This is a genomic window from Streptomyces sp. NPDC001020 (assembly GCF_053599115.1).
Genome location: NZ_JBSFLQ010000006.1, coordinates 50,633 through 70,467 on the forward strand (window position 1 = coordinate 50,633; position 19,835 = coordinate 70,467).

The 19,835-nt window shown below is 70.5% G+C and carries 15 protein-coding genes; 9 read left to right on the plus strand and 6 right to left on the minus strand.

Annotated features, from left to right (window positions below):
- Positions 1 to 53 precede the first annotated feature (53 nt).
- Positions 54 to 1,019 carry an N-acetylglucosamine kinase gene (locus ACWDEX_RS07135; RefSeq protein WP_450462208.1) on the minus strand — a complete coding sequence of 322 codons (966 nt, stop codon included), beginning with the start codon at positions 1,017 to 1,019 and terminating at the stop codon, positions 54 to 56.
- 194 nt (positions 1,020 to 1,213) lie between these two features.
- Here ACWDEX_RS07135 and ACWDEX_RS07140 point away from each other — a divergent pair, with 194 nt between their 5' ends.
- From ACWDEX_RS07140 to ACWDEX_RS07160, 5 genes are all read left to right on the plus strand, one after another.
- On the plus strand, positions 1,214 to 2,161 hold the full coding sequence (locus ACWDEX_RS07140; RefSeq protein WP_450462209.1) for a MurR/RpiR family transcriptional regulator: 948 nt from the start codon (positions 1,214 to 1,216) through the stop codon (positions 2,159 to 2,161).
- Positions 2,162 to 2,382: 221 nt separating this feature from the next.
- Positions 2,383 to 3,519: a CaiB/BaiF CoA transferase family protein gene (locus ACWDEX_RS07145; protein ID WP_450462210.1), complete on the plus strand. Its 1,137-nt coding sequence runs from the start codon at positions 2,383 to 2,385 to the stop codon at positions 3,517 to 3,519.
- Positions 3,519 to 3,662: a hypothetical protein gene (locus ACWDEX_RS07150; protein WP_450462212.1), complete on the plus strand. Its 144-nt coding sequence runs from the start codon at positions 3,519 to 3,521 to the stop codon at positions 3,660 to 3,662. The genes ACWDEX_RS07145 and ACWDEX_RS07150 overlap by 1 nt, the downstream gene beginning before the upstream one ends.
- 21 nt (positions 3,663 to 3,683) lie before the next feature.
- On the plus strand, positions 3,684 to 4,898 hold the full coding sequence (locus ACWDEX_RS07155; protein WP_450462213.1) for an acetyl-CoA C-acetyltransferase: 1,215 nt from the start codon (positions 3,684 to 3,686) through the stop codon (positions 4,896 to 4,898).
- Positions 4,899 to 4,930: 32 nt separating this feature from the next.
- Positions 4,931 to 7,111 (plus strand): 3-hydroxyacyl-CoA dehydrogenase NAD-binding domain-containing protein, encoded by a 2,181-nt coding sequence (locus ACWDEX_RS07160; protein WP_450462214.1) that lies wholly within the window; start codon positions 4,931 to 4,933, stop codon positions 7,109 to 7,111.
- A 112-nt stretch (positions 7,112 to 7,223) separates the two neighbouring features.
- Here the strand turns inward: ACWDEX_RS07160 and ACWDEX_RS07165 are convergent, their stop codons facing one another.
- Positions 7,224 to 7,931, minus strand: coding sequence for a MerR family transcriptional regulator (locus tag ACWDEX_RS07165; RefSeq protein ID WP_450462215.1), 708 nt, complete (start codon positions 7,929 to 7,931; stop codon positions 7,224 to 7,226).
- 272 nt (positions 7,932 to 8,203) lie between these two features.
- On the opposite strand from ACWDEX_RS07165, the gene ACWDEX_RS07170 reads away from it, so the two are divergent.
- The gene (locus ACWDEX_RS07170; RefSeq protein WP_450462217.1) at positions 8,204 to 9,670 is read left to right on the plus strand and encodes an amino acid permease; all 1,467 of its coding nucleotides are present in this window, start codon (positions 8,204 to 8,206) and stop codon (positions 9,668 to 9,670) included.
- Positions 9,671 to 9,809: 139 nt separating this feature from the next.
- A complete protein-coding gene (locus ACWDEX_RS07175; RefSeq protein ID WP_450462218.1) occupies positions 9,810 to 10,754 on the plus strand; it encodes a PfkB family carbohydrate kinase in 945 nt (314 codons plus the stop codon).
- A gap of 43 nt (positions 10,755 to 10,797) precedes the next feature.
- Here the strand turns inward: ACWDEX_RS07175 and ACWDEX_RS07180 are convergent, their stop codons facing one another.
- Both ACWDEX_RS07180 and ACWDEX_RS07185 read right to left on the minus strand, forming a co-directional pair.
- Positions 10,798 to 12,288 carry a M1 family metallopeptidase gene (locus ACWDEX_RS07180; protein ID WP_450462220.1) on the minus strand — a complete coding sequence of 497 codons (1,491 nt, stop codon included), beginning with the start codon at positions 12,286 to 12,288 and terminating at the stop codon, positions 10,798 to 10,800.
- Positions 12,289 to 12,523: 235 nt separating this feature from the next.
- Positions 12,524 to 13,486 carry an FAD-dependent oxidoreductase gene (locus tag ACWDEX_RS07185; protein WP_450462222.1) on the minus strand — a complete coding sequence of 321 codons (963 nt, stop codon included), beginning with the start codon at positions 13,484 to 13,486 and terminating at the stop codon, positions 12,524 to 12,526.
- 65 nt (positions 13,487 to 13,551) lie between these two features.
- On the opposite strand from ACWDEX_RS07185, the gene ACWDEX_RS07190 reads away from it, so the two are divergent.
- Complete coding sequence (locus ACWDEX_RS07190; protein ID WP_450462223.1) at positions 13,552 to 14,571, plus strand: oxidoreductase; 1,020 nt, start codon at positions 13,552 to 13,554, stop codon at positions 14,569 to 14,571.
- Between the two features lie 52 nt (positions 14,572 to 14,623).
- Positions 14,624 to 16,264: an ABC-F family ATP-binding cassette domain-containing protein gene (locus tag ACWDEX_RS07195; RefSeq protein ID WP_450462224.1), complete on the plus strand. Its 1,641-nt coding sequence runs from the start codon at positions 14,624 to 14,626 to the stop codon at positions 16,262 to 16,264.
- Between the two features lie 78 nt (positions 16,265 to 16,342).
- Here the strand turns inward: ACWDEX_RS07195 and ACWDEX_RS07200 are convergent, their stop codons facing one another.
- Both ACWDEX_RS07200 and ACWDEX_RS07205 read right to left on the minus strand, forming a co-directional pair.
- Positions 16,343 to 18,733, minus strand: a complete 2,391-nt coding sequence (locus ACWDEX_RS07200; protein WP_450462225.1) for a Tex family protein — start codon at positions 18,731 to 18,733, stop codon at positions 16,343 to 16,345.
- 275 nt (positions 18,734 to 19,008) lie between these two features.
- The gene (locus ACWDEX_RS07205) at positions 19,009 to 19,794 is read right to left on the minus strand and encodes an enoyl-CoA hydratase/isomerase family protein (RefSeq protein ID WP_450462226.1); all 786 of its coding nucleotides are present in this window, start codon (positions 19,792 to 19,794) and stop codon (positions 19,009 to 19,011) included.
- Positions 19,795 to 19,835 lie beyond the last annotated feature (41 nt).

A 19,835-nucleotide genomic window follows, 5' to 3' on the forward strand; every position in this document is an offset into this window, starting at 1 on the left:
GGGTTGCTCCTGTGGGAAGGGCGTCGGCGGGGGGAGGGCGGACGGGCGGCTGATCAGGCCGACCGTGTGGGGTGCCGCAGGCGGGTGACGAACGGTTCGTGCGGGCCGCCGCTCCGCAGGGCCAGCAGCCGTGCCCCGTGGAGCGGATCGCCCTGTGGCGACCGCAGTTCCAGGACCTGGTCGGACGCGGTGAGCGCGGCGGTGAGCGGATCCAGCAGTGGGGCGCCGAGGTGGGTCAGGCCACCCGTGACGGCCACCGGGACCGGGCCGTCGCCGATCCGGCGGGCGGCGGCGAACACCGCTTCGGCCAGGGCGGTGGCGGCGGCGGCCATGATGCGGACGGCGGTCGGGTCTCCGCAGGCCGCGGCGCGGGAGACCGCAGGGGCGAAGGCGGCGGCGGACCGGGCGGGGTTCCCGCCCTGCGACACGGTGGCGGGCAGTCGTTCCAAGGCGCCGTACTGTTCGACAGCGGCGGTGCGCAGCGCTGTCTCGGCGCCTCGCCCGTCGTGGGCTCGAAGCGCCGCACGCAGTCCAGCCAGGCCGATCCAGGCGCCGCTGCCCTCGTCGCCCAGCCACGGCCCCCAGCCGTCCACGAGCGCGAAGGCGCCCTGGGCGGCCGCGACGGCCACGGCGCCGGTCCCGGCTGCGAGGACCACGCCCGCGTCGCCGCCCAGGGCTCCGGCGTGTGCCGTCACCGCATCGCTGGTGACCGCGACCTCCTCGGTGGGCATCGTGCCCAGCAGCCGCTGTGCCAGCTCGACGGCGGCATCCGGTGCGGCGGCCGCACCAGCGGCTCCCACACAGACGGTCCGCAGCCGCTCGACCGCGGCTTCCTCGAGCGCCGCTCGCGCGGCGTCGCGTACCGCCGACTCCGCCGCCAGGGCCCCTTCGGGAGATGCCAGTCCGGGTGTTCCCGGTACCTCGCGTAAGGAACGGGGCTTCTGGGAGTCCTCGGTCCAGACGGCGGCACGGCACCCTGTCTTGCCAAGATCCACAGCGAGCACTGCAGTCATGAGCATGCTCTCTTCTCGGGGAGGCGGAAGCGGGACATGTGAAACGGGAGAGCGGGCGTACTGGCGTGGTGCCGAGTATCAGAACAGCACGCTCCGCATGTCAATAAGTAACCGAGCCACGTTATTCATGGTTACTTTTTGACGCTCCGGCGCGTCCGCTGCTTACACTGCACCCGTCCCGTACGGCCCTGGAGGAGTACATGGCCCACACGACGGCATCCCCCGACTCGGCAGAGCCGATCCGCGAGTCGCCCCCGGTCGACCTCCTGGCGGGCATCCGCGGCGCGCTGCGGAACCTGGCGCCGGCCGAGCAGCGCGTGGCCGAGGCGGTGCTCGACGACCCCGCTCAGGCCGCCAGGCTCTCCATCAGCGCACTGGCCGGCCGTGCCCGGACGTCGGTGACCACCGTCATGCGGTTCTGCCGGGCCGTCGGGCTGGCCAACTACCCGCAACTGCGGCTGGCACTGGCGGGCGCCGCCGCGCGCGAGGATGCCCTGCGCGGCGACCGGGCCTGGACCAGCGGCGACATCAGCGCCACCGACTCGCTCCAGCAGGTCGTCGAGAAGATCATCTACAACGAGGCGCGCTCCCTGGAGGAGACCGGCGCCAAGCTCGACGTGGAGACCCTGGAGCGAGCGGTCGACGCGGTGGCCGGCGCCCGGCGCATCGACATCTTCGGCGTGGGCGCGAGCGGATTCGTCGGTCAGGATCTGCACCAGAAGCTGCACCGGATAGGCCGGATGGCGTTCATCTGGACCGACGTCCACGCCGCGCTCACCGCCTCCGCGTTGCTCGGTCCCGGCGACGTCGCCATCGGGATCTCCCACTCCGGCACCACGGCCGACACCATCGCGCCGCTTCAGGCCGCGGCCGAGCGTGGCGCGACGACGATCGCCCTGACGAACTTCGCACGCTCGCCGATCGCCGAGAGCGCCGACCTGCTGCTGACCACCTATGCGCTCGAGGCCCCCTACCGGGTCGGGGCCACCGCCAGCCGCATCGCCCAACTGGCGCTCATCGACTGCTTGTTCGTCGGTGTGGCCCAGCGTTCCTACGACGACTCCACCGAGGCGCTCAGCGGGACCTGGGGCGTGATTCACGAGGGCGGCACCCGTCGACTGCCCCCGGGGCCACCGACCGGTCACTGACAACCGCAGGCGTCGCCCGTCGCCTCCGCGGCCGAGGCGGCCTGTACCTTCGCCGTCTCGCCGTACCAGTGATCACCAGCCGAAACCCTTCCGGTGTGATATGTGATGGTTTGAGAGCTCGCATTCAGCTAAGCGCTTGCTCGCCGGGGTATTGTCCGGACTGCAACACGTTCTTAACATCACTGATGTCACATTGGTTGTGTCACAGAGTTGGGGGCTTGATGGCAGTGGCAGGGACACCCGGGCACGGCCCACTGGCGGGTGTGCGCGTCGTCGAACTGGCGGGCATCGGGCCCGGCCCGTTCGCCGGGATGCTTCTTGCCGACCTCGGCGCCGACGTGGTCCGCGTCGACCGGCCGGACGGCCCGGGGCTCGGGATCAACCCCGAGTGCGACATCACCAACCGCAACAAGCGTTCGGTGGTCGTCGACCTGAAGGCCGAGGACGGCCCGACCCGCGTCCTGGACCTGGTCGGACGCGCCGACATCCTCATCGAGGGCTACCGCCCGGGCGTGGCCGAACGCCTGGGCATCGGCCCGGGGAACTGCCACGCCCGCAACCCGAGGCTCGTCTACGGCCGTATGACCGGCTGGGGTCAGGAGGGCCCCCTCGCCCCGCGCGCCGGACACGACATCGCGTACATCGCGCTCACCGGAACGCTGGGCATGATCGGCGACCCCGACGCGCCGCCCACCGTCCCCGCCAACCTCGTCGGCGACTACGCCGGCGGAGCGCTCTACCTGGTCGTAGGCGTCCTCGCCGCCCTCCATCACGCACGCGCGACGGGCACCGGGCAGGTCGTGGACGCGGCCATCGTCGACGGTGCCACCCATCTGGCCTCGATGATCCACGGCATGCTCGCCGCCGGGAATTGGCAGGACCGCCGCGGCGCCAACCTCCTTGACGGCGGCTGCCCCTTCTACGGCACATACGAGACGGCCGACGGCCAGTACATGGCTGTGGGCGCTCTGGAACGACAGTTCTACGAGGAGTTCGTCAAGCTGCTGGGCATCGGAGACCACGCCCCGGCCCGCGAGGACGCCGCCCGCTGGGGCGAGCTGCGGGAGGCGGTCGCGGCCCGCTTCAAGACGCGCACCCGCGACGAGTGGACCCGCGTCTTCGAGGGTTCCGACGCGTGCGTGGCGCCCGTCCTGTCGCTGCGTGAGGCACCGGCGCACCCTCACCTCGCCGCCCGTGGCACCTTCATCGACCACGACGGCATCACCCAGCCGGCGCCCGCGCCCCGCTTCTCGCTCACCCCCACCTCGGTACGCGGCGGGCCGGCACTGCCGGGCGCCGACACCGCGGACGTGGCGCGGGACTGGGATGTACCCCGACTCCTCAAGGGCGGCGACTGATGCGGTTCTCGATCCCCCTCGACCACTTCGCGGGCCCGGAACACTCCGTCGCCAGGGCCTTCACCGACGGCCGCACGCAGACCATCCACGGCGGGAGCACCGAGATCACGGAAGAGATCACCGGTCGTTCCCCGCTCGGCTGACCCTCCCCGAAAGGCTTACCAGTGAGCACCGAAGCGTACGTGTACGACGCGATCCGCACCCCGCGCGGGCGCGGCAAGGCCAACGGCGCCCTGCACGGCACCAAGCCCATCGACCTGGTGGTCGGACTCATCCGCGAGGTGCGGCGACGGTTCCCGGACCTCGACCCGGCCGCGATCGACGACATCGTTCTCGGAGTCGTGGGCCCGGTCGGCGACCAGGGCTCCGACATCGCCCGTATCGCCGCGATCGCCGCCGGACTGCCGGACACGGTCGCCGGCGTCCAGGAGAACCGCTTCTGCGCGTCCGGCCTCGAGGCCGTCAACATGGCCGCGGCGAAGGTCCGCTCGGGCTGGGAGGACCTGGTGCTCGCGGGCGGCGTCGAGTCGATGTCGCGGGTGCCGATGGCCTCGGACGGGGGTGCCTGGTTCGCCGACCCGATGACCAACATGGCCACCAACTTCGTGCCCCAGGGCATCGGCGCCGACCTCATCGCCACGATCGAGGGCTTCTCCCGGCGGGACGTGGACGAGTACGCGGCACTCTCCCAGGAGCGCGCCGCGGCCGCCTGGAAGGAGAGCCGCTTCGAGAAGTCCGTGGTGCCCGTGAAGGACCGCAGCGGGCTCGTCGTCCTCGACCACGACGAGCACATGCGGCCCGGCACGACCGCCGACTCGCTCGCCAAGCTCAAGCCGTCCTTCGCGGACATCGGCGACCTGGGCGGTTTCGACGCGGTGGCGCTGCAGAAGTACCACTGGGTCGAGCAGATCGACCACGTCCACCACGCGGGCAACTCCTCCGGCATCGTCGACGGCGCGGCGCTCGTCGCGATCGGCTCCAAGGAAGTCGGCGAGCGCTACGGGCTGCGGCCGCGGGCTCGGATCGTCTCGGCGGCGGTGTCCGGCTCCGAGCCGACGATCATGCTGACCGGACCTGCGCCCGCCACGCGCAAGGCACTCGCCAAGGCGGGCCTGACGATCGACGACATCGACCTGATCGAGATCAACGAGGCGTTCGCCGCGGTCGTGCTGCGGTTCGTGAAGGACATGGGGACCACGCTGGACAAGGTCAACGTCAACGGCGGCGCCATCGCGCTGGGCCACCCGCTGGGCGCGACCGGCGCGATGATCCTCGGCACCCTGGTGGACGAACTGGAACGGCAGGACAAGCGGTACGGGCTGGCCACGCTGTGCGTGGGCGGCGGCATGGGCATCGCCACCGTCGTCGAGCGCGTCTGACCTTCCCCAACGGATCCTACGGAGCACCCCTGATGACAATCGAGTCCACCACCATCCGCTGGGAGCAGGACGACACCGGCATCGTCACGCTCGTCCTCGACGACCCCCACCAGTCCGCGAACACCATGAACCAGGCGTTCAAGGCGTCGATCGCGGCGATCGCCGAGCGTGCCGAGGCCGAGAAGGACTCCATTCGCGGCATCATCTACACCTCCGCCAAGAAGACCTTCTTCGCGGGCGGCGACCTCAAGGACATGCTGAAAGTCGGCCCGGAGAACGCCCAGCAGGCCTTCGAGACCGGTGTAGCGATCAAGAACTCCCTGCGCCGCATCGAAACCCTCGGCAAGCCGGTCGTCGCCGCCATCAACGGCGCGGCCCTGGGCGGCGGTTACGAGATCGCCCTCGCCTCCCACCACCGCGTCGCCCTGGATGCCCCGGGCTCCAAGATCGGCCTCCCCGAGGTCACCCTCGGTCTGCTCCCGGCGGGTGGCGGTGTCACCCGCACCGTACGCCTGATGGGCATCGCCGACGCCCTGCTGAAGGTGCTCCTCCAGGGCACCCAGTACTCGCCCCGGCGCGCTCTGGAGAACGGCCTGGTCCACGAGCTGGCCGACACCCGCGAGGAGATGCTGGCCAAGGCCCGCGCCTTCATCGACGCCAACCCCGAGTCCCAGCAGCCCTGGGACAAGCCGGGCTACCGCATCCCGGGCGGCACGCCTTCCAACCCGAAGTTCGCCGCCAACCTGCCCGCCTTCCCGGCCAACCTGAAGAAGCAGTTGAACGGCGCCCCCTACCCGGCCCCGCGCAACATCCTCGCGGCGGCCGTCGAGGGCTCCCAGGTCGACTTCGAGACCGCTCTGACCATCGAGGCGCGCTACTTCACCGAGCTGGTCACCGGGCAGACCGCGAAGAACATGATCCAGGCGTTCTTCTTCGACCTCCAGGCCGTCAACTCCGGCGCCAACCGCCCGCAGGGCGTCGAGCCCCGCAAGGTCCGCAAGGCCGCGGTCCTCGGCGCCGGGATGATGGGCGCGGGCATCGCCTACACGTGCGCACGCGCGGGCATCGAGGTCGTCCTCAAGGACGTCTCTGTGGAGGCGGCGGCCAAGGGCAAGGCCTACTCCGAGAAGCTGTGCGCCAAGGCGGTCGCCAAGGGGCGTACGACGCAGGAGAAGGCGGACGCGCTCCTCGCCCGTATCACCCCCACCGCCGAGGCCGCCGACCTCGCGGGCTGCGACGCCGTCATCGAGGCCGTCTTCGAGGACCCGGCGCTCAAGCACAAGGTGTTCCAGGAGATCGAGCACGTCGTCGAGCCCGACGCGCTGCTGTGCTCCAACACCTCGACGCTGCCGATCACCGCGCTCGCCGAGGGCGTGGAGCGGCAGGCCGACTTCATCGGGCTGCATTTCTTCTCGCCCGTCGACAAGATGCCGCTCGTCGAGATCATCAAGGGTGAGCGGACCGGCGACGAGGCACTGGCGCGCGCCTTCGACCTGGTCCGGCAGATCAACAAGACACCGATCGTGGTCAACGACTCCCGCGGCTTCTTCACCTCGCGCGTCATCGGCCACTTCATCTACGAAGGTGTCGCCATGGTCGGTGAGGGCATCGAGCCCGCTTCCGTCGAGCAGGCGGCGGCGCAGGCCGGCTACCCGGCGAAGGTGCTGTCCCTGATGGACGATCTGACGCTCACCCTGCCGCGCAAGATCCGCAACGAGACGAAGCGGGCGGTCGAGGAGGCGGGCGGCACCTGGACGTCGCACCCGGCCGAGGCCGTCATCGACCGCATGGTCGACGAGTTCGACCGAACCGGCCGCAGCGGCGGCGCCGGCTTCTACGAGTACGGCGAGGACGGCAAGCGCGGCCGACTGTGGCCGGGCCTGCGTGAGCACTTCACCAAGCCGGGCCACGAGGTCCCCTTCGAGGACATGCAGGAGCGCATGCTGTTCTCCGAGGCGCTGGACACCGTCCGGCTCCTGGAGGAGGGCGTGCTGACGTCCGTCGCCGACGCCAACATCGGCTCGATCTTCGGGATCGGCTTCCCCGGCTGGACCGGCGGTGTCCTGCAGTACATCAACGGCTACGAGGGCGGCCTTCCCGGCTTCGTGGCCCGCGCCCGCGAACTCGCCGAGCGGTACGGCGAGCGGTTCACGCCGCCCGCGCTGCTGGTGGAGAAGGCGCAGAAGGGGGAGCGGTTCACCGACGCGCGCTGATGCGGGACCGCGGATTCCCGCGGGGGCTCCAGGCCCTCGCGGGAACCAAGGGCTGTCCCGCAACCCCTGTAACGCGCGCCCGCCAGGGGATGCGGGACAGCCCTTGGCCGGGTCATCCGTCCTGTGCGGGCCGTGCGAGCCACTCCTGCAGTTCCTCCTTCAAGGAGCGCTGGAAGGTGGTGAGCAGGGCCTGAACCACCAGCGGGTGCATGTGCGCGGACAGGGACCTCACGGCCGTGGGCTCGCGCTCGGCCACCGCGTCGCGGAACAGCCGAGACAACTCGTGTGCCGCGGCCCGGGAGTGCTCGATCAGGACGGTGCGGGCGGCCAGGACCGTCTCGTGGGTCAGCGGGACGTCGATCAGCTCGACGCCGAGGCGCAGCAGCCCGGGGTCCATGCGGAAGGAGTCGCCCACCTGCTCGACGACCCCGAGGGCCGCCAGTCGCTGCAGCTCGTCATCGTCGAGCGTCCGTCCCGCGCGCCGCTCCAGCTCTTCCCGCGACACCTTCTCCACGGCGTCGGGAGCCCAGGAGGCCACCACGGCCCGCTGGACCGCCAAGTCGCGCGCGGTCAGGTCCGTGGGCAGCTGCCCCAGATACCGCTCGATCGCCGCCAGTGTCATGCCCTGACGCTGCAACTCGTCGATGAGCGCCAGCCGGGCCAGGTGCTGCGGCCCGTAGTGCCCCACCCGTCGCGGGCCGATCACGGGCGGTGGAAGCAGCCCCCTGGCGCTGTAGAAGCGGATGGTGCGGACCGTGACACCGGCACGCGCGGCCAGCTCGTCGACGGTGAGCGTCGGCTCCTCGGTCTCGGTCGTCATGTGCAGCAGTATCGCTGTCCCACCATTGCTGAGAAACCTCATCCGGCTCTTCCGTGGCAACACAGCGATCAGTCGATCGGTGCATAGGGACATTTGGCGAGCATGTGGAGAACATGTGAGAAGTCCCGCTATGTGATGTGCGTTATCGCGTGGAAAGCGGTCTCCGGGAAAGGGTGACCCATTGATTTGGGCCACCTCAGGGCGGCCGAACCGGAGCACATCAGGACACCCGCGCACATCTGTGCCGGGCGCACCAGAGAGTAGATCCACGCGTGAGCAACGACGCCGTGAACACGGCAGCGGCCGCATCCCGCAACGATGCGGCCCACACGCCCGCGGACGCGGGCGACGCCGGGTACAGCAAGGACCTCAAGGCCCGCCACATCAACATGATCGCGATCGGCGGGGCGATCGGCACCGGTCTCTTCCTCGGAGCCGGCGGTCGCCTGCACAACGCGGGCCCCGCCCTGGCGCTGGCCTACCTGGTCTGCGGCGTCTTCGCCTTCTTTGTCGTCCGCGCCCTGGGCGAGCTGGTCCTGTACCGGCCCTCGTCCGGGTCCTTCGTGTCGTACGCGCGCGAGTTCCTCGGCGAGAAGGGCGCCTATGTCGCCGGCTGGATGTACTTCCTCAACTGGTCGACGACCGGCATCGCCGACATCACCGCCATCGCGCTGTACACGCACTACTGGAGCATGTTCACCTCCGTCCCGCAGTGGGTGCTCGCCCTGATCGCCCTAGCGGTGGTCCTGGCCGTGAACCTGATCTCGGTGAAGATCTTCGGCGAGATGGAGTTCTGGTTCGCGATCGTCAAGGTCGCGACCCTGGTCGGCTTCATGCTGATCGGTATCTTCCTGCTGGCCACCCAGCACCCGGTGGGCGGCCACACTCCGGGCCTGAGCGTGATCGGCGACCACGGCGGCTTCTTCTCGCACGGGATCATGCCCGTGGTCATCGTGATGCAGGGCGTGATCTTCGCCTACGCGGCCCTGGAACTGGTCGGCGTCACCGCGGGCGAGACCGCCGAGCCGGAGAAGGTCGTCCCCCGCGCGGTGAACTCGATCATGTGGCGCGTGGGCCTGTTCTATGTCGGCTCGGTGGTCCTGCTCGCGCTGCTGCTGCCCGGCTCGGTCTACTCCGCGGGCGAGAGCCCCTTCGTCACTGTCCTGTCGAAGATCGGTGTGTCGGCGGCCGGCGACGTGATGAACCTGGTCGTGCTGACCGCCGCGATGTCCTCGCTGAACTCCGGCCTCTACTCCACCGGCCGCATCCTGCGCTCCATGGCCATGGCCGGCTCGGCGCCGAAGTTCACGGCGCGGATGAACCGCAGCCAGGTCCCCTACGGCGGCATCCTGCTCACCTGTGCGGTGTGCGTGCTCGGCGTCGGCCTGAACTACCTGGTGCCGAGCCAGGCCTTCGAGATCGTGCTGAACGTGGCCTCCCTCGGCATCATCAGCACCTGGGTGATCATCATGATCTGCCACCTGGTCTTCGTCCGCCGCGCCAAGGCGGGCCTGGTCACCCGGCCGTCCTTCCGGCTGCCCGGCAGCCCGGTCACGGAGATCGCGACCATCGCCTTCCTGATGGCCGTGCTCGGCCTGATGTGGAACGACCCCGAGATCGGCCGCAAGACGCTGCTGCTCCTGCCCGTGATCGCCGCACTGCTCGTCGGAGGCTGGTTCGCGCTTCGCCGCCGCATCTCCAAGGCCGAGGACCAGGAGTTGGCCGAGATCACGAAGTAGCGGTTCACGGGCCTGGTCGCCGGTGCGGTGTCAGGCGACCGGCACGGCGCCGGAGCCGCCGGCCAGGCAGCCGATCTTGGTGACTCCGCCCACATGCCGTGTATAGGGTGCGGCGGTACGACCAGTGGGAGGGGCAGCCGTGAGCCGACCGGGGGGAACAGTGGACAGGCACCGTGACACCGACGTACTCGTTCTTGGCGGGGCCGGCGTGGACACCATCGTCTATGTTCCGGAGCTGCCGCTCCCGTACGCCGACAGCTACATGATCGAGCCCGGTATCCGGACCAGAGCCGGGCAGACCGGCGACTTCGTGGCGCTCGGCCTGACCGCCCTGGGCCTGCGTACACACCACGTCGACATGATCGGCGACGACCCCGAGGGGGACCTGGTCCGCGCGCTGCACCGCGACCGGGGAATCGCGCTCACCGCGATTCCCCAGTCCGTCGGCACGAAGCGCGCGGTCAACCTCGTCAGCCCGGACGGGCGCCGGTTGTCCCTGTACGACGTGAGTCGCTCACACTCCGAGGACCGGTTCCCCGAAGCGACGCTCCGGTCACTGGCGGCTATCGGCGGCCATGCTCATGTCGCGATCACCCACCCGTGCGCCCACGCCCTGCCTGTGCTGCGCGAGGCCGGCGTGACCCTCTCCACGGACCTGCACGACTGGGACGGAGAGAACCCGTACCACGAGCCGTTCGCCTACACGGCCGACATCGTCTTCCTGTCCACGGCCCGCCTCACCGACCCCGAGCGGACCATGCGACGCATCGCGGAGCGGGGCCGGGCGGAAGTGGTCGTCGCCACGGCCGGTGCGCAGGGGGCGTATCTGCTGGCCAACGGCGAGCTGACCCGCGTACCGGCCGTGCCGCCGCCCGCACCGGTGGTGGACTCCAACGGCGCGGGCGACGCCTTCGCCGCCGCCTTCCTCTTCGGCCGACTGAGCGGCGAGCCCGCGTGGCGGTGCGCCCTGTACGGAGCGGTGGCCGGGGCGTACGCCTGCACGGTGCCCTCCACCCGGACGGACGCGCTGGGCCGGGACGCGCTACTGGCCCGCTCCGCCGAGCTGGAATCCGCCACGCGGTGAGGCGGCCCGGGGCACCGGCCCCGGGCCGCCTGCGGTCCGGGGCTCAGCCCCCGTGGACGTCGTTCGTCGCGGCGATCTGCTCCCAGGACTTCGGCTGCGCCACGGCCGAGGTCGTCGCGATGGACGCGCCGCGCGCCGCGGGCGCCGCCGGCTTCGACGGCTGGAACAACCAGGTGTCGAAGAGCGAGGCCAGCGGCTTGCCGGACACCTTCTCCGCGTACGCCCGGAAGTCCGCGACCGAGGCGTTGCCGTACGCGTGCTCCTTCGGCCAGCCCTTCAGGATGGCGAAGAACGCGTCGTCGCCGACCTCGTTGCGCAGCGCCTGGACGGCGAGTGCGCCGCGGTCGTAGACCGCGATGTCGAACTGGTCGTCCGGGCCCGGGTCACCGGGCCTGACCGTCCAGAACGCGTCGTCGGCAGGGTGCGCGGCGTACACGTGGTCCGCCAGCTCCTGCGTCGTGCCCTGGCCCTCGTGCTCCGACCACAGCCACTGCGCGTATCGCGCGAAGCCCTCGTTGATCCAGATGTCCTTCCAGCCCTTCAGCGACACGGAGTCGCCGTACCACTGGTGCGCCAGCTCATGCACGACGACCGAGGGGTTCGCGCCGTTCGCGAACTGCTTCGGGCTGTAGTAGACGCGGGTCTGCGTCTCCAGCGCGTAGCCGGTGGTCGTGTTGGGGACGTACCCGCCGACCGAGTTGAAGGGGTACCGCCCCAGGTAGCCGGTCAGCCAGTCGACGATCTCCCCGGTGCGTTCCAGGCTCGCCCGTGCGGCCGCGTCCTTGGCGCCGAGGTCCTTGCTGTAGGCGTTGATGATCGGAACGCCGTTCGACGTCTTCCCCGTGGTGATGTCGAACTTGCCGATCGCGAGCGTGGTGAGATAGGTCGCCTGCGGCTTGTTCTGCCGCCAGGTGTAGTTGGTCCAGCCAAGCTTCGAACTCGTCGGCTGGAGCGTGCCGTTGGAGATCGCCTGGGTGCCGTCCGGCACGGTGACCGAGACGTCGTACGTCGCCTTGTCGCTGGGGTGGTCGTTGCTCGGGAACCACCACCAGGCCGACTCGGGTTCGTCCGCGGCGATCGCGCCGTCCGGGGTGCGGTGCCAGGTGGTGAAGCCGTAGGCGCTCTTCGAGGACGGTACCCCGCTGTAGCGGACCACGACGGTGACCGGTGTGCCCTTGCGCAGCGGAGTCGCCGGCGTGATCTCAAGTTCGTGCTGACCGGAGGTGGCGAAGGCGGCCTTCGCGCCGTTCACCCGCACCTCGCTCACGTCCAGCAGGAAGTCCAGGTCGAAGCGCGACAAGTCCTCTGTGGTCTTGGCCCGGATGGTCGCCGTGCCCTCCAGTTCGTCCGTCGCGGGCTGGTACTTCAGCCTGAGGTCGTAGTGGGAGACGTCGTATCCGCCGTTGCCGTAGTTGGGGTAGTAGGGGTCGCCGATACCCGGAGCTCCGGGCTGGAAGCCGGCCGCCGATGCCGGGATCGTCAGCAACAGGGAGGCGGCCGCGAGTGCTCCCGGGGCGATGAGTCTGCGGTGCACGAGAACTCCAAGTCGTAGGCGCACGAAATCTGTTCGGGGACTATTCAGACCCAGTGACCCCAGACATGTCCATGGCACCAGCAGTCCCACGAGTGTCATCTGGCCGTCATGAGTCACTCCAGTGCACTTTCCGCCCAAAACTTCCCGTGCGCACCTCCTGACCGTCATTTGTCCCCCGGTACAAGGGAGTTGGGAGGCGGTAGTGACGCCGCGACCCCGGGCATCGGCCGCCGCCTCAGGCGGCCGGGCGCGCCAGCCCGGCCGCCTCGCGCGCGCACCCCCACGCCACGGTGATACCGGCGCCGCCGTGCCCGTAGTTGTGCACCAGCGTCCCACCCCTGGGGAGCACCTCACACTCCAGTCGTACGGCATCCCGGACCGGCCGTAGCCCAACCCGGTGGCCGAGGACCCGCGCCCCTGCGATCTCCGGTCGCACCGCCGCACACCGTGCCACGATCTCCTCGGCCGTGCTTGGATCGGGCGTCAGCGACCAGGCGTCCTCCTCGGCGGTGCCGCCCAGGACCAGCCCGCCGGGCTGCGGAAAGAAGTACGTGCCCGCTTCGGACGAGTGGTCCACCGAGGTCAGCCAGGTGGTGATCCCGGGGTTCTCCACCACGACGAGCTGCCCGCGCACCGGGCGCACCAGCGGATCGGGAACCAGCTCACGGGCGCCCAGGCCGGTGCAGTTGACCACGACGGGAGCCTCGGCGGCCGGCTCCGTCAGATCCGCGACCGTACGCTCCTCGACCCGACCGCCGGCCGACAGCAGCCGGCCGCGCAGCCATCGCAGATGGGTCGACATGTCGATGAGCGGAAGTCGCGCCCACAGCCCGTTCCCGGCGTACTCGGCGTCCGTCGCCGTCCGAAGGCCCTTGACCCGCGCGGCCCACGGCCCCAGCCCGTCCAGCCGCGTCTCGCCGTGCACACCCTCGGCCATGCGTACGCCCGTCTCCTCGGGCCGCGCCGCCAACTCCTCGTACACGCCGAGCGACTCGAGGGCCCACTCGCCCACGAGGGACTCGGGTTCGATCCGGTACGGCCACCACAGTGCGCCCGCGACCGCCGAGGTGGTCCGCTCGACGGGCTCGCGCGTCCACAACCGCACCCGTCGGCCGCTCTCCGCCAGGACGATCGCCGTCGTCAGCCCGATGACACCGCCGCCCACCACGATCACATCGTCGCTTCGATCTGTGTCCACGCGGGGACGCTAGCGAATGTGGCCTGCCGCGCTCACATCACTCTCGATGTGGGAATACTCACATCATGTCTGCCGAGTACGCGACCTTCGGCCTGGCACCGGCGATCCGTGCCGGTGGCGTCCTCACCAACGGTGACTACCAGGTGCACCGGGACTACGTGGACTTCATCGTCGACGGACGCCCTCTGTTGTTCCAGCTCTCCGACCTGGACGCCGTCTCCCCGCTCGCCTCCGACATACCGCCCGCCATCTTCACCGCACAGGTACGTGGCTTTCTGCTGGAGGCCGACGCCCCGCTCGAAGGCGGCCGTTACGTCATCTACGGCTGCCCGGAGTGCGAGGATCTGGCCTGTGGCGCCGTCACCGCGGTCATCGAAAGGGACGGCGACGACTTCGTGTGGCGCGACTTCGCCTGGCAGACGGAGGCGCGGGCGGATCTGGAGCTGAACGGGTACCACGGGATCGGGCCGTTCCGCTTCCGCGGCGACGCCTACCGCAGCGCCCTCACGGCCCTGCTCGGCGGCCGTTCGGCGACGCGGCGCCGGGTACTGCTGATCGGTTCCCGTGTCGCTGTCCTCGCCAGGCTCGCCGCCGCGCTGCGCACCATCGGCATCGGGGCGGAGATCGTGCACGACGCCACCGACGTACCCGCCGAGGAACTGCGTACCTACGGCGCGGTGGCCTTCGGCAGGGCGGTCGGCGAGCGGGAACGGGCCGCCGTACGGGAGTCGTTCGAGCGCGCCGGGGTCGAGGTGGCGTACGTCGACGGCCTCGCCCCGATCGTTCCTCTCCTCGTCGCCCAGATCGAGCATGCCCTGGATCGCAGCCCGGCCGGGCGCCGCCGCCTCACTCACCTGGCCGTGGCCGGCGGCGCGGCGGAGATGGAGGTCACCTCCAGTTGCCGCGTCCAGGTCACCATCTACCGTCAGGACCGCCTGCGCCGCGTCCACGTCCACGAGGTCTTCGACGATGTCCTGGAACCAGGCCGTCACCGCATCGTCCTCGACCCCCGGGCGACGAAGGGGGAGTCCTTCGTGGTGGCCCGGACGACCGGGAGCGCACTGGTGGCGGAGGTGGCGGACTGAGCGGGTGGCGGGCCCGGACGCTGTCAGTCGGGGCACTAGGATCGGCGCTCTGATGACTGCCACCCTTGTCGCCAAGAACCTTGCCGCCGGGCACGGCGACCGTTCGCTCTTCTCCGGACTCGACCTCGTCGTCGCGCCCGGGGACGTGATCGGGCTCGTCGGTGCCAACGGCGCCGGAAAGTCCACGCTGCTGCGGTTGCTCGCCGGACTGCTCGCCCCGGAGCAGGGCGAACTACGCCTGTCCCCGCCGACCGCGGCGGTCGGGCATCTGCCACAGGAGCAGGAGCGGCGGCCGGGCGAAACGGTCCGGGAGTTCCTGGCACGTCGCACGGGCGTGGCCGAGGCCCAGCGCGCCATGGACGAGGCCACCCAGGGGCTCGTCGACGGGGCGCCGGGTGCCGATGACGCGTACGCGGTGAGCCTGGAGCGCTGGCTCGGCCTCGGTGGCGCGGACCTCGACGAGCGTGCCGAGGACATCGCCGACTCCCTCGGGCTCGGCGTCGGCCTGGACCAGCCGATGACGTCCCTGTCCGGCGGCCAGGCGGCCCGCGCCGGGCTCGCCTCGCTGCTGCTGTCCCGCTACGACGTCTTCCTGCTCGACGAGCCGACGAACGACCTGGACCTGGACGGTCTGGAGCGGCTGGAGCGCTTCGTCGGCGGCCTGCGGGCCGGGACGGTCGTCGTAAGCCACGACCGTGAGTTCCTCACTCGCACGGTCACCAAGATTCTCGAACTCGACCTCGCGCAGAACCAGATCAACCTCTACGGCGGCGGATACGAGGCCTACCTGGAGGAACGCGAGAGGGACCGGCGGCACGCCCGGGAGGAGTACGAGGAGTACGCCGACAAGAAGTCGGCCCTCCAGGAGCGGGCCCAGACCCAGCGCGCCTGGATGGACAAGGGTGTGAAGAACGCGCGGCGCAAGGCCGGCAACGACAACGACAAGCTCGGCCGCAAGTTCCGCAGCGAGGCCAGCGAGAAGCAGGCCGCCAAGGCCCGCCAGACCCAGCGCATGATCGAGCGTCTGGAGGTCGTCGACGAGCCCCGCAAGGAGTGGGAGCTGCGTATGGAGATCGCGGCGGCTCCCCGCTCGGGCGCGGTCGTCGCGACCCTCACGGACGCCGAAGTACGGCGTCGCGACTTCACGCTCGGGCCCGTGTCACTGCAGATCGACTGGGCGGACCGGGTGGCGGTGACGGGAGCCAACGGTGCGGGCAAGTCGACGCTGCTCGGCGCGCTGCTGGGCCGTGTCCCCCTGGACGCGGGGCGTGCCACCCTGGGCTCGGGCGTGCTGATCGGTGAGGTGGATCAGGCTCGCAAACTGTTCCACGGGTCGGAGTCCCTGCTGGAGGCGTTCCACGCGGCGGTCCCGGAGACGGAGCCGGTCGAGGTGCGCACGCTGCTCGCCAAGTTCGGCCTGAAGGCGGACCACGTCCTGCGCCCGGCGGCGACCCTCTCGCCGGGCGAGCGCACGCGGGCCGCCCTGGCACTGCTCCAGGGCCGGGGCGTCAACCTCCTGGTCCTGGACGAGCCGACCAACCACCTGGACCTCCCGGCCATCGAGCAGCTCGAATCCGCCCTGGACTCCTACGAGGGCACACTGCTCCTGGTGACCCACGACCGCCGGATGCTCGACGCGGTACGGGTGAACCGCCGTCTGGAGGTGGCGGACGGCAAGGTGACGGAACGCTAGTGCCGAAGCACTAGCCGGCTGTCCGACGGACACAGGCCCGGACCCTCCTGCCACAGCGAGGGTCCGGGCCCGGGTGTCTCAGCGGCGGCCGTTCTTCGGGTCGAGCAGGCCCGCGCGGCGCAGCGCGTCGGCCATCGCGCTGTTGGCCGGGGCGGGCGCCTGGCGTGAGCCGCCGCCCTGACGGCCCTGCCGCTGCTGCGGGGGACGCCCGCCACGCTGCTGGCGTCCACCGCCGCCGCCCTGCTGGCGTCCACCGCCGTTCTGCTTGTCCTGCGGTGCGGCGTCGTCGTCCAGACGCAGCGTCAGCGAGATCCGCTTGCGCGGAATATCGACGTCCAGGACCTTCACCTTCACGATGTCGCCCGGCTTCACCACGTCTCGCGGGTCCTTGACGAACGTCCTGGACATCGCGGAGACGTGGACGAGTCCGTCCTGGTGGACGCCGACGTCGACGAAGGCACCGAAGGCGGCGACGTTCGTGACGACGCCCTCCAGGATCATCCCCGCGGACAGGTCGGAGATCTTCTCGACGCCCTCCTTGAAGGTGGCGGTCTTGAAGGCCGGGCGCGGGTCACGGCCGGGCTTCTCCAGCTCCTTCAGGATGTCGGTCACGGTCGGCAGACCGAACGTCTCGTTCACGAAGTCGGACGGCTTCAGCGAGCGCAGAGCCGACGTGTTGCCGATGAGGGAGGCCACCTCCTGGCCGGAGGTCTTCACCATGCGCCGGACTACGGGGTACGCCTCCGGGTGCACGCTGGACGCGTCCAGCGGATCGGTGCCACCCCTGATCCGCAGGAAGCCCGCGCACTGCTCGTAGGCCTTGGGCCCGAGACGCGCCACCTTCTTCAGTTCTGTGCGCGAGGTGAACGGGCCGTTGGCGTCACGGTGCTTCACGATGTTCTCCGCGAGCCCGGACGAGACGCCGGAGACCCGGGCGAGCAGCGGGGCCGACGCCGTGTTGACGTCCACGCCCACGCCGTTCACACAGTCCTCGACCACCGCGTCCAGCGAGCGCGACAGCTTCACCTCGGACAGGTCGTGCTGGTACTGGCCGACACCGATGGACTTCGGGTCGATCTTCACCAGTTCGGCCAGCGGGTCCTGGAGGCGGCGGGCGATGGAGACCGCGCCACGCAACGACACGTCCATGTCCGGCAGCTCCTGCGAGGCGAACGCGGAGGCCGAGTACACCGACGCGCCCGCCTCGGACACCATCACCTTGGTGAGCTTCAACTCCGGGTGCTTGTCGATCAGTTCACCGGCGAGCTTGTCGGTCTCGCGGGACGCCGTGCCGTTGCCGATCGCGATCAGTTCGACCGCGTGCTCCTTGGCGAGGCGCGCCAGCTTGGCGATGGCCTCGTCCCACTTGTTGGCCGGGACGTGCGGGTGGATGACGTCCGTCGCGACGACCTTGCCGGTCGCGTCGACCACGGCGACCTTCACGCCGGTACGGAACCCGGGGTCCAGGCCCAGTGTCGCGCGCGTGCCGGCCGGGGCGGCGAGCAGCAGATCGCGCAGGTTCGCCGCGAAGACGGCCACCGCCTCGTCCTCGGCGGCGGTGCGCAGCCTCAGGCGAAGGTCGATGCCGAGGTGCACGAGGATACGGGTGCGCCAGGCCCAGCGGACCGTGTCCGTCAGCCACTTGTCGGCGGGCCGGCCACGGTCGGCGATCCCGAAACGGTTCGCCACGATGCCCTCGTACGACGACGAAACCGAAGACGAGTCGGCGGGCTCCTCCGGCTCCAGGACGAGGTCGAGGACCTCCTCCTTCTCACCGCGCAGCATGGCGAGGATCCGGTGCGAGGGCAGTTCGGTGAAGGGCTCGGCGAAGTCGAAGTAGTCGGCGAACTTGGCGCCCGCCTCCTCCTTGCCCTCCCGCACCTTGGCGGCCAGGCGCCCGCGCACCCACATCCGCTCGCGCAGTTCGCCGATCAGGTCTGCGTCCTCGGAGAAACGCTCGGTGAGGATCGCCCGCGCGCCGTCCAGCGCGGCCTGCGCGTCGGCCACTCCCTTGTCGGCGTCGACGAAGGCGGCGGCCGCGGCGAGCGGCTCGACCGTCGCGTCGCCGAGCAGGCCCTCGGCCAGCGGTTCGAGACCCGCCTCGCGCGCGATCTGGGCCTTCGTCCGCCGCTTCGGCTTGAACGGCAGATAGACGTCCTCCAGGCGCGCCTTGGTCTCCGCGCCGCGGATCCGCGCCTCCAGCTCCTCGGTGAGCTTGCCCTGCTCACGCACGGACTCCAGGATCGCCGTACGCCGCTCCTCCAACTCCCGCAGATAGCGCAGCCGCTCCTCGATCGTGCGCAGTTGCACATCGTCGAGCATCTCGGTCGCTTCCTTGCGGTAGCGGGCGATGAAGGGCACCGTCGAACCGCCGTCGAGCAGCTCGACCGCGGCCCGCACCTGCCGCTCCCGTACGCCGAGCTCCTCGGCGATCCTGCCTTCGATGGACCCTACGAGGGGTGTGGTCACGATCCCGTACCGCCTTCTCCACTGAGGTTGCGCGGCAATTGTGGCAGGTGGCACCGACAACGGGGATTCAGGGCGTCATTCGGCCGCGTCACTCCTCGCCGATCCCGCCCCTCGGCGAAGACGTCGACCAGGAGCGCCCCTGGTCGGCAGCCCGCCCGCCGACTCCCTGAGCCGCGTCACATCAGGAGCGGCCAGGCGCACGGCAGGAATGTCGGGGTATGGGCGCGGCTCATGCGGATCGCGATCGTGCGGAGGCCGCAGCGGCCGCCGCTCCTTTACGGGCAAACGTTGTCTGATGCGGCGCGGGTGCCTGCCGGGGCACCAGTCCATGTGAACCGAGGCTGTCTGCGCTCCAGGAACGCGGCGACGCCCTCCGTGGTGTCGCCGCTGCCGCGTGCCTGCCCGGCCCAGTACGCGTCCCGGTCCGTCCGGCCGTTCGCGAACTCCTTGGCCGCGGCCTGGGTCAGCTGGGAGCGTGAGACGAGCAGGCGCGTGAACTCCGCCACCCGCTTGTCGAGTTCGTCCTCCGGTAGCACCTCGTCGAGCAGCCCCGTGCGCAGCGCCCGCTCGGCGTCGATCAACTCGCCCGAGAACAACAGGTACTTGGCCGTCCCGGGGCCCACCAGCGAGGTCAGCCGACGGGTGGCGGACCCCGGATAGACGATTCCCAGCTTGGCCGGCGTCACTCCGAACAGCGCGTCCTGGTCCGCGAATCGCAGATCGCAGGCCACCGCCAGCTGAGCGCCTCCGCCCACGCAGTGGCCGCGGACCGCCGCCAGCGTCGGCTTCGGGAACGCGGCGAGCGCCTCCTCGGCCCGTACGGCCAGTGTCTGTGCCTTCTCGGGTGACCCTCGCAGCGTGGAGATGTCGGCGCCCGCGCAGAACGTCCCACCTTCGCCGGTGAGCACCAGCACCCGTACGCCCGGATCTGCGGCCGACATCTCGAGCAGGGGCGGCAGCGCCTCCCACATGCCGGCCGTCATGGCGTTCCGCTTGGCCGGGTGGTGGATGACGACGCTCGCCACCCCGTCGGTGACGCTGTACAGCAGCTGCGGCTCCATGGGCCGGATGGTATCCGCACGCCCCGGGACGCACAGGGCGG

Excerpts from the sequence above, each read along its gene's own strand:
- ACWDEX_RS07205 (WP_450462226.1), bottom strand. The coding sequence starts at position 19,794 with ATGGAGCCGCAGCTGCTGTACAGCGTCACCGACGGGGTGGCGAGCGTC.
- ACWDEX_RS07140 (WP_450462209.1), top strand. The coding sequence starts at position 1,214 with ATGGCCCACACGACGGCATCCCCCGACTCGGCAGAGCCGATCCGCGAG.
- ACWDEX_RS07190 (WP_450462223.1), top strand. The coding sequence starts at position 13,552 with ATGTCTGCCGAGTACGCGACCTTCGGCCTGGCACCGGCGATCCGTGCC.
- ACWDEX_RS07145 (WP_450462210.1), top strand. The coding sequence starts at position 2,383 with ATGGCAGTGGCAGGGACACCCGGGCACGGCCCACTGGCGGGTGTGCGC.
- ACWDEX_RS07160 (WP_450462214.1), top strand. The coding sequence starts at position 4,931 with ATGACAATCGAGTCCACCACCATCCGCTGGGAGCAGGACGACACCGGC.
- ACWDEX_RS07150 (WP_450462212.1), top strand. The coding sequence starts at position 3,519 with ATGCGGTTCTCGATCCCCCTCGACCACTTCGCGGGCCCGGAACACTCC.
- ACWDEX_RS07135 (WP_450462208.1), bottom strand. The coding sequence starts at position 1,019 with ATGCTCATGACTGCAGTGCTCGCTGTGGATCTTGGCAAGACAGGGTGC.
- ACWDEX_RS07195 (WP_450462224.1), top strand. The coding sequence starts at position 14,624 with ATGACTGCCACCCTTGTCGCCAAGAACCTTGCCGCCGGGCACGGCGAC.
- ACWDEX_RS07165 (WP_450462215.1), bottom strand. The coding sequence starts at position 7,931 with ATGACGACCGAGACCGAGGAGCCGACGCTCACCGTCGACGAGCTGGCC.